This window comes from uncultured Clostridium sp. (assembly GCF_963515715.1).
Lineage (GTDB): Bacteria > Bacillota > Clostridia > Clostridiales > Clostridiaceae > Clostridium_AW.
This window is the reverse complement of sequence record NZ_CAUPZS010000002.1, coordinates 101977-116102: the sequence shown is the minus strand read 5'-3', so window position 1 is coordinate 116102 and position 14126 is coordinate 101977. Positions and strand designations below refer to the sequence as shown.

Annotated in this window: 12 protein-coding genes and 1 riboswitch; of the genes, 3 read left to right on the top strand and 9 right to left on the bottom strand. The window is 32.3% G+C overall.

Annotation, left to right across the window (positions count from 1 at the left end; genetic code table 11):
• Positions 1 to 22 precede the first annotated feature (22 nt).
• The 4 genes from RYO54_RS02605 to RYO54_RS02590 all read right to left on the bottom strand — a co-directional run bounded on the left by RYO54_RS02605 (position 23) and on the right by RYO54_RS02590 (position 3204).
• Positions 23 to 319: a BMC domain-containing protein gene (locus RYO54_RS02605; RefSeq protein ID WP_315115340.1), complete on the bottom strand. Its 297-nt coding sequence runs from the start codon at positions 317 to 319 to the stop codon at positions 23 to 25.
• Between the two features lie 204 nt (positions 320 to 523).
• Positions 524 to 790, bottom strand: coding sequence for a hypothetical protein (locus RYO54_RS02600; RefSeq protein ID WP_315115338.1), 267 nt, complete (start codon positions 788 to 790; stop codon positions 524 to 526).
• 3 nt (positions 791 to 793) lie between these two features.
• Positions 794 to 1888, bottom strand: coding sequence for a hypothetical protein (locus RYO54_RS02595; protein ID WP_315115336.1), 1095 nt, complete (start codon positions 1886 to 1888; stop codon positions 794 to 796).
• 485 nt (positions 1889 to 2373) lie between these two features.
• The gene (locus RYO54_RS02590; RefSeq protein ID WP_315115335.1) at positions 2374 to 3204 is read right to left on the bottom strand and encodes a MerR family transcriptional regulator; all 831 of its coding nucleotides are present in this window, start codon (positions 3202 to 3204) and stop codon (positions 2374 to 2376) included.
• A gap of 240 nt (positions 3205 to 3444) precedes the next feature.
• On the opposite strand from RYO54_RS02590, the gene RYO54_RS02585 reads away from it, so the two are divergent.
• Positions 3445 to 4005 (top strand): flavin reductase family protein, encoded by a 561-nt coding sequence (locus RYO54_RS02585; RefSeq protein ID WP_315115333.1) that lies wholly within the window; start codon positions 3445 to 3447, stop codon positions 4003 to 4005.
• Positions 4006 to 4057: 52 nt separating this feature from the next.
• Here the strand turns inward: RYO54_RS02585 and RYO54_RS02580 are convergent, their stop codons facing one another.
• From RYO54_RS02580 to sstT, 3 genes are all read right to left on the bottom strand, one after another.
• Positions 4058 to 5200, bottom strand: a complete 1143-nt coding sequence (locus RYO54_RS02580; protein WP_315115330.1) for a 1-propanol dehydrogenase PduQ — start codon at positions 5198 to 5200, stop codon at positions 4058 to 4060.
• A 226-nt stretch (positions 5201 to 5426) separates the two neighbouring features.
• Positions 5427 to 6320 carry an alpha/beta hydrolase gene (locus RYO54_RS02575; protein ID WP_315115328.1) on the bottom strand — a complete coding sequence of 298 codons (894 nt, stop codon included), beginning with the start codon at positions 6318 to 6320 and terminating at the stop codon, positions 5427 to 5429.
• Positions 6321 to 6454: 134 nt separating this feature from the next.
• Positions 6455 to 7687 carry a serine/threonine transporter SstT gene (gene sstT / locus RYO54_RS02570; protein WP_315115326.1) on the bottom strand — a complete coding sequence of 411 codons (1233 nt, stop codon included), beginning with the start codon at positions 7685 to 7687 and terminating at the stop codon, positions 6455 to 6457.
• A gap of 436 nt (positions 7688 to 8123) precedes the next feature.
• Between sstT and RYO54_RS02565 the strand changes: the two genes are divergently transcribed.
• Positions 8124 to 9476, top strand: coding sequence for a M14 family zinc carboxypeptidase (locus RYO54_RS02565; RefSeq protein WP_315115323.1), 1353 nt, complete (start codon positions 8124 to 8126; stop codon positions 9474 to 9476).
• 181 nt (positions 9477 to 9657) lie between these two features.
• On the opposite strand, the gene corA is transcribed toward RYO54_RS02565, so the two are convergent.
• Entirely contained in the window at positions 9658 to 10722 is a 1065-nt protein-coding gene (corA, locus tag RYO54_RS02560) for a magnesium/cobalt transporter CorA (RefSeq protein WP_315115320.1), read from the bottom strand.
• Positions 10723 to 11023: 301 nt separating this feature from the next.
• Between corA and RYO54_RS02555 the strand changes: the two genes are divergently transcribed.
• Positions 11024 to 11926, top strand: a complete 903-nt coding sequence (locus RYO54_RS02555; RefSeq protein WP_315115317.1) for an effector binding domain-containing protein — start codon at positions 11024 to 11026, stop codon at positions 11924 to 11926.
• Positions 11927 to 12147: 221 nt separating this feature from the next.
• On the opposite strand, the gene RYO54_RS02550 is transcribed toward RYO54_RS02555, so the two are convergent.
• Entirely contained in the window at positions 12148 to 13434 is a 1287-nt protein-coding gene (locus tag RYO54_RS02550) for an O-acetylhomoserine aminocarboxypropyltransferase/cysteine synthase family protein (RefSeq protein ID WP_315115315.1), read from the bottom strand.
• Between the two features lie 354 nt (positions 13435 to 13788).
• Positions 13789 to 13901: riboswitch (SAM riboswitch) on the bottom strand.
• Positions 13902 to 14126 lie beyond the last annotated feature (225 nt).

The window sequence follows — 14126 nt, the reverse complement described above, 5'->3', positions numbered from 1 at the left end:
TGTGTATCCTTTCCTTTCTCTTTTATAAATCGATATCGTGTACTGACACAATATCTCCAACTTCTCTAATAGGACGTGGCATAACATTGTGTGCTGTTAGTTTGCCAATAGCTTTAGCTGCTTCGGCGCCTGCTTCTACAGCAGCTCTTACTGCACCAACATCACCTTTTATCATAATTGTTACAAGAGTGGAACCAATATTTTCATATGAAATTAATTCAACATTGGCAGCCTTAAGCATTTTATCGGCAGCTTCAAGTGCAGGAACTAATCCTATTGTTTCTACAAGACCTAAAGCCTCATCCCCATAATATCTCATTGATAATTTCTCCTTCCTATTTTTAGCTAAGTATACTTTTTTTCAATTACATAACTCTTATCCTTAGATACATGTTTGCATATATTTTTAATTTTTTATTATATGTTTTGCTATATTTCTTTCTCTTTAGTGAAAAATCAATATATTCTTATAATAATAATTTTCAAATAATTTTCACTGTGATGTATCTTATTTCAAGTAAAATTAATCCTCAATATATTTATTAATTGTAGCCGCACCCTCTTCATGTGCGTGATAATAAACCTTCAACTCTTTGTTTTTATTTAATTCAAGTCTTGTTTCTTCAATAAGACCATTTGCTTCTGCTGTCATTAAAGCGTTAATTACAGCGTCCTTTTTTAATGCCTTAAAATTTCCATATTCTCCCTTTAGTGCCTCTATAACATCCTCAGCACAAGCTTCTTCAACTTTAGTAAAATATTTTAAAATTGCATAGTTAAGTGGCTTCATCTATTATACCTCCATCTTCTTTCTTTTTAATAAATCAAGTGGATTCATAGATATTGTAAGGATACCAACCATCATTATTACAGCTCCAACCCAAGCAACAGAAGGTAATGCCCATCCGTCCATTCCACCATATACACCTAATACTAATAAGCAGAATAGCGGTCCAAAGAATGAATATGTTGCATTACATGCAGTACCAAGTCCTGCTCCACACATACTGTTTCCAGCATACCATGTCATAAATGTAATGAATGATAACAAACCACTTAAAGCGAACCAGCCCATCGCAGGAGCACTTGTAAATGCTTGTACAACAAGATTAGTAGAAACATTAAGTCCACCAGCCATCATTCCAAAAATCGGAACTAAAATGAATAGATTTGCTATACCTGATGTTACTTGACGTATACAAATACCAATTTCAGGGTCAATCATTGCTGAGCCATATCCAGCTACACAACCTTCAAATCCCCATCCAATGGCAGCAATAATAGCTATTGCAATTCCAACGAAAGTACCTGCTGAGGCACCACCACTAATTCCTGTACTACCAATTAAAAAGCTGGCAAATACACACACACCAATACCTAAAGCCATACGTTTGTTTAATTCTTGCTTATATAAAACTTTACCTAATATAGCAGCAATAGCAGGACAAAGAGCTGATATTGGAACAACTATTGAACCAGCCATTTGAATAGCTATAACATAAGCAGTACCAGCTATAGGTCCTCCGATAAGAGCCGCTAATATCATAATACGTCCTGGCTTTGTGTTAATACATCTTATGAAATCTCCAAATTTACCTTTAACTCCTGAATATAAAAGCGCCCAAATAGCACTACATGTGTCATTTATGGCATTACCAATTGCTGCAAGCAAATATGCTACAACAAATGCTGATAAACCAGCAGTATTAGCGCCATACCAGTCACCCCAAACTCCCTTAGTCATACCCATAGTTAGAAATGCCGTGTATAATCCATAGGTAAGTCCTGAAAATAAAGCCAGGGATACACCCTTTTTGAAGAAATTACTTGTTAATTTCTTTTTCGCAGCGATTGCTTCTAAATTTGCCGCTTCTGAAACTCCATTCATAAATTAAAACTCCTTTCGCTTATGCGATTAATAATTTTTAAATTTATATTGTTAAATAAAAATTTACGATGAGTATACTTTAATATGATTTAAGATTGTTATAATTGGGTACATTCCATTTTTAAACTATTGAACACCTTTTCATCTGCATCTTGTAGGTATTTATTCTTTAAACAAATTATATTCCTTTCCCTTTGGGGTAGAGTCAACAAGTATTTTATAAGAATATTTTAACAAGACTTAAAATATTATAATCATAATTACGCCTCAAAATTAATGCATAATTACAAATAGTCTGTCAGCTTTAAAGTGCGCGTTTGTTAAGTAACAAACAGAATCATACCTAAATTACAACTAATATAAATTTAACTTTAGCCTTATAAATCAATGGATACACCTTATTTATTAATATTAATTCTTCATAAGCGGAGTACTATTAGGCTTTTATACCTTACCCTAGGGTCAACGTTTTTATTGTTATAAAATTATTTTTTCCTACTGACTTTGATCAAAATTTCTGTTACAAATTTATCAGTATTTTTAGTAGTCCAATAATCTGTTACATATCTTTCATAGCATTCTTCAGAACATATATAACCACGTTTTTTTGTCCACTCTTCTATTTTTTTATATGTTTCATTAATTGTTTCATGGGATCCTATATGATAACAAGACGCTGCCATCCACCCACCGAATTCAATACTTGCTTCTTCTTTACATTCTGAAATTGTCTCTTGCATTATCCTCATCTTATTGCATTTTCCATTAATTTTATCCTCAAAGGACGGAAAGCATATAATTACAGGACCTGTTATTGCATTATCTATACTATCTATATAATTGGTAAATTCTATATTAATTATAGAATCCATATAGTCATATTCAAAATCTTGATTTAAGTAGATTAAGCTGCGATTATCTATATATTTTATAGCCACATCGCAGGCATCATTTTCAATTACCATCTGTGCCTCAACTATAAGATCATTCCAATCTTTAACGGATCTTATTTTTAAATTTATTTCATTTTGAAGTTCTTTTAATTCATGAATTTTTCTTTCAAAGCTTAGATGAATAGAATCATAGGTAGTTCCTTTTAAAAAACTTCTCATTTCATCAAGGGTAAATCCACTTTGCTTATAATATTTTATCACTGGCACAGATAATAAAGTCTTCTTGCTGTAATATCTATAACCATTTTCATCACACACTTTATCAGGAGATAAGATGTTCTTTTTATCATAAAATCTAAGTGCTTTTTGAGTTATTCTACATATTTCGCCAACTTTCCCTATTGAATATAGTTCTTCTTTCATATTAAAGCCTCCTTTTTTTAATATGATTTAAATTATATTTTATTATATATATTTTTTCAACTTTTCTGAAAAAAATGAGCATAAAAAAAATCACCCATAAATGGGTGATTTTTTTTAATTGTTGTGATATAGTAGGTACAGAAAATTTACATAATGAATAGTCATACCCTTTGATCCATATGGTTGTATATAAAAACATAGCGTCGTGGGTTTGGGCTATGCAAAAAGGAGAAATTAAAATTGAAAAAAATTAAACTTGAAAACCAGCCGGTTGGACCATTTCCAGCTATGATTGTTGGTGCAATGATGAATGAAAAGCCGACATATACTACTGTAGGCGCGGGAGGGTGCGCTTGTCTTGAACCTGTGCTATGCGTATCATTGAAAAATACCCACTATATTACAGAAGGGATTGTGGAGACTGGCTATTTCAGCGTCAATATTCCTTCAACGGCATTGGTAAAAGAACTGGATTTCTGTGGCATAGCTTCGGGTAAGAACGTTGATAAATCGGGTTTATTTACGCCTTTTTTTGATATGGCAGGTCAGGCGCCGATGATAGAAGAGTGTTCGCTGAACTTTCTCTGCAAGGTTTGCGACAGTAAGGAAATACGAGGCTTTACAATGTTCTTTGGCGATATTGTTGCTGCGTTTGTCAATGAAGATTGTGTGACGCAGGGCAAGCCCGATCCGATCAAAATTGACCCAATCATTATGATGGGACTAAGTTATTGCAACTTAGAAAGCGTCGTTGGGCAACCTTTCTCTGAAGGGAAAAAGTTGAACAATTTTGGTGACTAGTAATGAACATAAAATAAATCACCCATTAATGGGTGATTTATTTTATAATATTTTATTCAAATATTTTTTCTAAAATTTTTGATAAATCTTCTCTTGAAGCTTCTCTAGGATTTACTGTTGTACATACATCCTTAAGAGCTGCATTAATAATATCTTCTCTCGATGCTTGAGCCAAATCCATATCAGCACCTTGTTCTTTTAATGTTGTTGGAATCATCAATGTCTTTTGAAGTTCTACAACGCTTCTAACTAAATTATTAACACCAATATTTACATTTGGCGCATGTAACTTCAATAATTTGGCAAGTCTTTGGTATTTCTTAGCTGCTATGCTATATTCAGCATGGAATGAATCTTTATTTAAATTAGCATTATATTCAATTACATGAGGAAGTATAATTGCATTGCTTCTTCCATGAGAAATATGCAATTTTCCACCTACAGCATGAGCTAAACTATGAGTAATTCCAAGTCCAGCTGCGTTAAATGCCATACCCGCAAGGCATGATGCATTGTGAAGCTTTTCTCTTGCTACTATATCATTTCCATCAGCATAAGCTTGTGGTAAAAATCTAAATGCTAAAGTAAAAGCCTTTTCTGCAAGAGCATCTGAAAAATCAGTAGCATTCTTTGAAACATAGGCCTCCATAGCATGTGTGATTACATCCATTCCTGTATCAGCAGTTATAGCTTTAGGTACAGATTTAACTAGTTCAGGATCAAGAATAGCAACTGTTGGAAGAAGAGATTTATCTGTAAGAGCATATTTTAATCCTTCTTGTTTATTTGTAATTACTGCATATTCAGTTACTTCAGAGCCTGTACCACTTGTAGTAGGTATAGCGTAAAACTCTTCTATGGAAGAAACCCCTCCAGTAATTTTTTTTGCATATTCTCTAATTGCCTTAGCTCCATCAATTGATGAACCTCCACCAAGAGCTATGATAATCTGTGCATTACAACTTTGTAACTTTTTAATACCAGCAGCAATAACTTCTACAGATGGATCAGGCACAATATCACTATATATAGCTACTTCACAATCAACAAGCTTTTCTTGCACTTTTGTAGCCATACCTGAAACTTCCATAAATTTATCACATACTATAAGTACTCTTTTATTATTAATTTCATTTAGTCTATCTAAAGACCCTTCTCCAAAATATACATTTGTGCTAATACTAAATTCTTTCATATACATTTTCTCCTATTTCAAAAAATATCAAGATATGAATGAATTAGTATTCTTTAATTTAAAAATAAAATTAACCCAAATTATAACAATCAGTAAAGTTTATAATAAACTTTACTGATTGTATTATAGCAATATTATATTGATAATACAATATATTCAGCTCTAAAAAATTAAACCTTTTTATCCGATGACTACCATCCGTAATACCCCCATAACGGATGCTACGTCACTGAATAAGTTTTTCTAATAAAAATCTTCCTAGTACTTCTATTGCTTCTTTACTTTCAGGCAAATTTGAATCTGCTGCAAAAACATGATATAAGTTATCCCACAAAATAAGCTTTACATCACTCTTGCCAATTGATGCTTTTCTTGCTAAATTCATTGAATCGCTAAGCAAAATCTCACGACCTCCTGTTAAAATCATCATAGGTGGAAAATTTTTATAATCACCAAAAATAGGAGAAATTAAAGGATTGCTCAATTCTTCTTCTCCGGCATAAATTTTTGCTGCCCCTTCTAATTGTTTTCTACTTAATATAGTATCATATTCCTTTAAAGTTTCTATTGTATCCCCTTTTAATGTCAAATCAATCCAAGGTGAAAATAATCCTAAAGCAGCTGGTAAGTTTATTTTTAAATCTCTAAACTTTGAAACAACTGCTAAGGCAAGGCCCGCTCCCGCTGAATCCCCTACAATTGCAATATCCTTGCCGCTATATCCTTCTTCTAGCAAATATTCATATATGCTTAACACATCCTCTAATGCTTTAGGGAATGGATTTTCAGGAGCCAGTCCATAATTAACTGATAATACCTTTATTCCTGTAGCATTTGCAAGCTGAATGGGGATGGTACAATAATTTTTCACATTTCCATAAACATAGCATCCACCATGAAGGTATATTATAACGCCTTTATTTTTATCAGTATTTAAAGTCTCTATCCAAGCGGAATGTATCCCTTTAATATCTAATTCTTTTAAAGAATATTCCTGATCTAATTCTTTTAATAACTTCTTTAAATTTTTGTCTAACATGTTTCTAAAGTAATTTATAAAATCCATATCTAAAAAATCCATATTATTAAACTTTGAATCCTTTTCTATGTTTTTCTCCATGATATTTTTAACTCCTTTAAATTTAATTAATTAAACAAATGTTCTTTATAATTTTACTAAAACAAAAGCCCCTATGGCAATGATAAACTGCCATTAGGGACTTAAATATGTGTAAACAATATGAATATTTTCTTCTATTTGTTAATAACTATTTCTTTTCCTTCTTTACGCCACTTTGCAAATTCAGCAATTGCTGTAAAAAGTACGTCTGTAGATGAGTTAAGTGCTGTTTCGCAAGAGTCTTGCAGTACACCTACGATAAATCCTACACCCACTACCTTCATAGCAACATCATTTGGAATACCAAATAAGCTGCATGCTAGAGGAATCAGTAATAGTGATCCACCAGCAACGCCTGAAGCACCGCAAGCAGATACAGCTGACAGTACACTAAGGATTATGGCCGTACCTATGTCCACTTTAATACCAAGAGTATTAACAGCTGCAAGAGTTAAAACAGCAATGGTAACAGCTGCACCAGCCATATTAATGGTAGCTCCTAATGGAATAGATACAGAATAAGTATCCTTATCTAAACCTAATTCTTCACATAAGCTCATATTTACAGGAATATTTGCCGCTGAGCTACGTGTAAAGAATGCTGTAATACCGCTCTCCTTTAAGCACTTAAACACAAGTGGAAACGGGTTTTTACGAATATATAAGAACACAATGATTGGATTCACAACAAGAGCCACAAAGGCCATACACCCAATCAAAACTGCAAGTAGTTGTCCATAGCTAAGTAAGGACTCAATTCCATTTGTAGCAATAGTATCAAATACAAGCCCCATAATTCCTAATGGTGCAAAATTTATGATCCATCTAACTATTTGAGATGCTGCATCTGAAAAATTAGAAATCATGGTTTTTGTAGAATCAGATGCGCTTCTTAAAGCAAGTCCAAGAAGTACTGCCCAAGATAATATACCGATATAGTTAGCATTATAAAGCGCTTTTACTGGATTATCAACAATGTTCATAAGTAATGCTTGTAGAACCTCTGACATTCCTCCTGGAGCAGTCACGTTCTCAGCACCCGCTGTAAGTGTTAAGCTTACTGGGAATATAAAGCTTATAATAACCGCTGAAACTCCAGCTAATAATGTTCCTAATAGATAAAGAACTATAATGGATTTCATGTTAGTTTGATGGCCACTCTTATGTTGAGCAATGGCTGACATTACTAATAAGAATACTAATACAGGTGCAACCCCTTTTAAGGCACCTACAAATAAAGAACCTAAAATAACAATTGGTTTTGCTACTTCAGGAATTGTTATAGCCAGTATAATACCAATAGCTAAACCTATGATTATTCGTTTTACCAAGCTTAATTCATTCCATTTTTTCATTAGATTTTTCATGAGCTTTCCCTCCTCTAAATAACATATAAATGCACAATTAAGTAAAATATAAATACACAATTAAATAAAATATAAATGTCACAACTAAATAAAATATAAATGTCACAACTAAATAAAATATAAATCCTGTATAAAAATCTAGATTTATAGTGTACTACGCCACATGTACACTTGTCAATGAGTAATGTACAGTTTAAAAATACATTTGATTCCAATTAAGGGACAATTAATGAAAAACTTAACCATTTGATAATTAGTAGTTTACTGAAATATATTGCAACTAAACCGAAATATATTGCAAGTAAGATGAATATAATTAAATAAAATAGTAAATTAAATAATAATTTCTTTTAAATAAACTTCATCTGAAGCTAAGAATCACTTGATGGCATCACAAAATAATATATATGACTTATTATTTTAAAGGGGGATAATCATGAAAAAGCTTACTTCATTATTTTTAACTCTTGTGTTATTGATCACATCTTCTGGCTATGCATTTGCTCAAAATGATAAAGGCACAAATAATCAATTAAAAAATATTAATTGGGATGAAAGGCATACTTTAGAATTCCATGATAATTTATTAAATAATTTAGCTAAAGAGTATCCTAAAATAGCAAAAACTTATCCAATCGGCCACACCTGGAGGGAAAGAAAAATAAATGCCATAGAGCTAACTAGCAATGTAAAGAACGAAAAAAATAAAACTGGCATTGCTGTAATTGGGAATATTCATGGAAATGAACAAGAATCCGCTGAAAGTGCATCTTACACAGCTTGGTGGCTAGCCAAAAATTATGATGTTGATAAAAAAGCAAAGAATATTTTAGATAATTATATAGTATATATCGTACCTGTTATGAATCCTGATGGATATGCTCAATCCTTTATATATCCTATCAGAGAAAATTTAAGACCTACAGACCGCAATGGCAACAATATAGTATTTAGCGACCCATATACAGATACAGACGGGGATGGAGTAATATCTGATATATATGTAGGCGCCAAAGATTCAGCTATAAAAGATAGAAAGAAAATTGGTATGGAAAGTCTTGACTGGGATAAGAATGGAGTATTTGGAGATGACCCAAAACAAAGTAATATTGATTTAAATAGAACCTTTGATTATTTGTGGAATTACTTAGATGTAGATACAAAACCAGCATTAGGCGGAAATGCATACGCAAGAGCAGGCTCCAACCCTGCTATAGAACCTGAAGTAAAAGCTGTTGAAAATTTCTTATTAACAAAGAAAATTCATGCCTTAGCATCTCTTCACACAGGTATACAATGTGTATTAACCCCATGGTGTAATACTCCTGAAAAGCCAGTGGATGCTAAATTCATGGAAAAAGTAGCACTTGATATGACAAATGCACTTAAAAATACTACTGGTAGAAATTTTTACACAAAGCAATCCTATGATGATTATCCCACTTCTGCTGAAATGATAGATTGGACATATGGCAGACTTGGTATACATTCATACACTATTGAAGTTTATAGAGGCGGAAAAGCCAATCCAAATGGTCCAATTGAAGATCAGTGCGCATGGGGAAATGAATTACCAGAAGATGAATGGATATATAAAGGTGATTGGAATGGAGTTAAGGATGTATGGTTTAGAAAAACCTCAAGAGCACAAATGGTAGGAATTGCTCCACCACAGCAGAGTAAAATGGTAGACGGGGCAAAGGATGCCATCCTTGTAATGATACAAAGCGAACCATATGGGCAAGGTTCTAAAGCTCCTGACTATTTATTTTGGGGAAATGGTTGGTAAAAAGTTTTATTAAATTCTATATTATCTAATTAAATAGTCTATATATTATTTTGTGAAAAAACCTCTGAGTTAATATGTGATATTATTCAGAGGTTTTAATTTTCTATCATATTTTCTATCATATTTTCTACCATAAAACATTTTAGCATAGTTTTCTCCTATGAGTATAATAGTCAATAACTTAAAACCATCTTTTCTTTCTAAAATAATGGATCATAGATAATATGCAAGCAATAGTTATTACCCAGAAAATCAAATACCCATGTTTAAATTTGAGTTCAGGCATGTATTCAAAGTTCATTCCATATATACCTGTTAAGAATGAAAGGGGAATAAATATGGTTGAAAATATAGTAAGTACCTTCATTATTTCATTTGTTTTATTACTTACACTAGATAGATATGTATCCAGCATGCCAGATAAAATATCTCTATAAGTTTCTATTATATCTACAATCTCAATAGTGTGATCATATACATCCCTTAAGAACATTACAGTTTTATCTTCTATCAACTCGTATTCAGATTTCACGAGTTTTCCAAGAACTTCTCTAAGAGGCCAAATAGAATTTCTTAAAAAAATCAATTCCCTCTTTAATTTGTAAATATCATTAAGTGTTTTTTGGCTAGGATTACTCATAAGAGTATCTTCAATTGTATCTATTGAATTCCCAATGCTTTCTATAATATCAAAATAACTGTCAACTATAGAATCTATCAAAGAATAAGCCAGATAATCCGTTCCTTTAGCTCTTATATTAGATTTATCCCGCTCAAGTCTTCTTCTAAGGTCATCAAAAACATCTCCCCTAAATTCTTGGAAAGATAAAATATAGTTTTCAAGGATTATAAAGCTAACTTGTTCAGATTTAATCTCTTTTATAGATTTATCGTAATAGAGCATTTTAATAACGATGTATATATAGTTGTTATCTATATCTATTTTAGGTCGCTGTGTTGTATTTAAAATGTCTTCTAATATAAGAGGGTGAACGTTGAATCTTTTCCCTATATCACTAATTATTTCAGTAGACTCTAAACCATCAATATTTATCCAATTTATGCTATCATCTCTACATGAAGACAAGCATTTTTCTATATCTTCATACACAGCTTTATTAAAATCCTCTTCATTATAACTTATACGAGTAATCTTCACATCCTCACCTACATGTTCACCTACATGTACAAGTGTACCAGGAGCAGTACCAATTTTACTTTTTCGACTTTTAATTCTTTTTGGCATAATTCTTCCTTTCTTCTCTTCCTCTCTTATATTCTGTACCTTACTTCAATTTCTCTTGGCTATATGATTTTAATTTAGAAGAGATAAATTCAGATAAAACTCTCACATCTATTATTAATATTCTCTATTAATTTTATCATAATTCCAACTTATGGACCAATATACAGCAAGGTAATCTTAAAGAGCTATAGATTATAGTAGAAATTTCATACCTTAGCAAAATAGGAAAAGAAGTCTCTTCATACCTATGTTAATATATAATTATCGTACGGCAATTTCTTTATTGTAGGAGGTACCTCTAGTGGATTATATAGATTTAATACAAAAAACAATAGACTATATCGATGATAATATTATTGAAAAAATAACTGTGAATGAGTTAGTTAAAATTGCAGGATTTTCAACCTACCACTATTACAGAGTATTCAATAGCTTTGTTGGACTGCCTGTAATGGAATATGTTACAAGACGAAAACTGCAATATGCCCTTTATGAGCTTAGCAATGGAGGAAAAATACTTGATATAGCATTAAATTATGGCTTTGAGACTCATTCTGGATTTACAAAAGCCTTTAAAAAACACTTTGGATATGCACCAAACTTTTATCGAATGCATATGTCCATAAGTTTTCCACAGAAAATTAATCTAAAAAAATTAAGAGAGAATAGAATCGGAGGGGTTATAATGGAACCTAAAATACTTAAAAGAGATGCTTTTAAAATAGTTGGATATCAATTTAAAACTACCTTGAGAAACAATGCTCATACTAGAGATATTCCTGGATTTTGGGACCAATGCAATATTGAAGGTAAGGAAGCTAAATTGTATGAAACTCAAAGTCCACCTAAACATGGCGAATATGGTATTTGCATAAATACAAATATGGAAACTGACCAATTCTCCTACGTATTAGGAGTAGAAGTTTCAAACTTCGATAATGCTTTAGAAGATATGTATAAGCTTGAAGTACCTGCCGCTACCTATGCAGTATTTACCACTCCCCCTGTAGATGAGGATGATTTTGTAAGCTCAATCGAAGGTACTTGGAAGTATATACTTGAAGAGTGGTTCCCAATCTCTGGATATGAAATTGATGATTCAAAACTAGACTTTGAGTTCTACGATGAACTCTGCCACTCTTGGGAATGCAAAAAACTTTCTATGTATATTTATGTACCAATAATAAAAAAAATAATTATGTAAAACTTATATATAAGATTTATAAAACTGCATCTAAAGTCAAATAAACATATTCATCTTTATCCCCCTCTCTACTCATTAGACGTGGAAGAATGGATTTTGGCTTTAGTAAAATAAAAAATAAAAACCGCACTAAATTTCTCTAATACGGTATGAATATAACTTCATTATAACAAAAGGTCTTCTTACCCGCAGATAAGAAGACCTTTTTATTTAAATTAATTTTAATCTAATTTTTTTAACGCTTCATCGAAGTCCTTTATAATATCTTCAATATCTTCAATTCCTACAGAGATTCTTATTAAATCTGATGTAACTCCTGAAGATAACTGTTCTTCTTCATTAAGTTGCCTATGAGTTGTACTAGCTGGGTGAATTACCGTGGTTCTAGCATCTCCTAAGTGCACAACTAGGGTAGCTAATTTTAAATTTCTAATAAACTGTTTTCCAGCCTCAATTCCTCCTTTTACTCCAAAGGTTAAAATACCGCTAGCCCCTTTAGGTAAATATTTTTTAGCTAAAAGGTAGCTATCATGACTTTCAAGAAGAGGATAGTTTACCCAATTAACTTTGTCATGCTGTTCTAAGAATTCTCCTAATTTTAAAGCATTGTAGCTGTGTCTTTCCATTCGTAAATGAAGGGTTTCAGCTCCTAGATTAAGTAAGAATGCATTAAAAGGACTGGTACATGGTCCTAAATCTCTTAATAACTGAACACGAGCTTTTACTATATAGGCAGCATTTTGAAAAGTTTCTGCATATTTAATTCCATGATAACTTGAATCTGCCTCTGTAAAGTCAGGATACTTTCCATTCTTCCAGTTGAAATTTCCTCCATCTACTATAATTCCTCCTAAGCTAGTTGCATGACCATCAATATATTTTGTTGTGGAATGAATAACTATATCTGCTCCATGCTTAAGTGGATTACATAAATATGGTGTTGCTAGGGTGTTATCCACGATAAATGGTACCTCTACTTTCTTTGCAATTTTAGAGAACTTTTCAAAGTCCAATATATTTAATCCTGGATTTCCTATAGTTTCTCCAAAGATTGCTCTAGTGTTGTCATTACAGCAGCTGAATATTTCCTCTTCACTAGAGTCAGGATTCACAAAGGTTACACTAATTCCAAACCTCTTTAAGGTTGTTGATAACAGCGAAAATGTTCCACCATAAAGTGTTGAGGCAGCTACGATATGGTCCCCATTTTTGCAGACATTTAGTATGGATAGTGCTACTGCGCTCTGTCCTGATGCTAATGAAAGAGCCCCAACTCCACCTTCCAATTCATTAATCTTTTCTTCAAAGGCAGCCACTGTAGGATTGCTTATTCTTGAATACATATGCCCTTCTGCCTTTAAGTCAAACAATGCAGCTAATTCATCTGGATCATCATACTTATACGTCGTGCTTTGGTATATTGGTAAAATTCTCGCCTCCCCTGACTTTGGATTGTATCCTCCTTGTACACATATTGTCCCCTTGTTAAAATTCAAATTATTTGCCATTTATTTTTCCCCCTTAAATTTATTTATCCGATGACTACCATCCGTAACACTCTCATCTTCTACAAGTGAGAGATATTAGAATTCTTGAGCTTCAGCGATTTAGAGTTCTTATGCTGTGCATAACGGATGCTACGTCCCTGGATAAGTTCTTCTAAGCTTCAGCTGGAGTAAGTATTCCTTTTAAGCAAACTCCATCTGAACCTAAGAATCACTTGATAATGAATTTAATACATTATCAGTTTAACAGTGTAATTTAGTCAGCATTTTTAAAAATAAAAAAACTGCTCAAATCTTTCGATAAGAAGCAGTTATATGTCTACTAAACAGACTATTAATTTAAATAGTCCACTTCACTTCTTATCTTTCAGGATATCTCCTGCAGGAATTAGCACATTTCTAGTTTAACGCTTTAAACTAGCTGTTGCCGGGTTTCATTGGGCCAGTCCCTCAACCACTCTTGATAAGATTAATTTTTTATTTAATTTTAAAGTTAATATTACACATATTTCTAGGGCTTGTCAAGAGAATCTTTTTGTGAATTAATGTCTTTCTATATTTCAACCCCTCAGTTTTTAGTGAATATCTTACTCTATTGTATTGAATTCATATTATTCAACACAATTGGATTATAAGTTTACTTGTCATTTTGCAAAGTGTACTTGACATGTATATTTCTATATGTTACCATTTAA

Bases quoted from the DNA above. Each gene is read 5' to 3' on its own strand.
- RYO54_RS02600 (WP_315115338.1), bottom strand. From the start codon at position 790: ATGAAGCCACTTAACTATGCAATTTTAAAATATTTTACTAAAGTTGAA.
- RYO54_RS02565 (WP_315115323.1), top strand. From the start codon at position 8,124: ATGAAAAAGCTTACTTCATTATTTTTAACTCTTGTGTTATTGATCACA.
- RYO54_RS02580 (WP_315115330.1), bottom strand. From the start codon at position 5,200: ATGAAAGAATTTAGTATTAGCACAAATGTATATTTTGGAGAAGGGTCT.
- RYO54_RS02575 (WP_315115328.1), bottom strand. From the start codon at position 6,320: ATGGAGAAAAACATAGAAAAGGATTCAAAGTTTAATAATATGGATTTT.
- sstT (WP_315115326.1), bottom strand. From the start codon at position 7,687: ATGAAAAATCTAATGAAAAAATGGAATGAATTAAGCTTGGTAAAACGA.
- RYO54_RS02605 (WP_315115340.1), bottom strand. From the start codon at position 319: ATGAGATATTATGGGGATGAGGCTTTAGGTCTTGTAGAAACAATAGGA.
- RYO54_RS02590 (WP_315115335.1), bottom strand. From the start codon at position 3,204: ATGAAAGAAGAACTATATTCAATAGGGAAAGTTGGCGAAATATGTAGA.
- corA (WP_315115320.1), bottom strand. From the start codon at position 10,722: ATGCCAAAAAGAATTAAAAGTCGAAAAAGTAAAATTGGTACTGCTCCT.
- RYO54_RS02595 (WP_315115336.1), bottom strand. From the start codon at position 1,888: ATGAATGGAGTTTCAGAAGCGGCAAATTTAGAAGCAATCGCTGCGAAA.
- RYO54_RS02550 (WP_315115315.1), bottom strand. From the start codon at position 13,434: ATGGCAAATAATTTGAATTTTAACAAGGGGACAATATGTGTACAAGGA.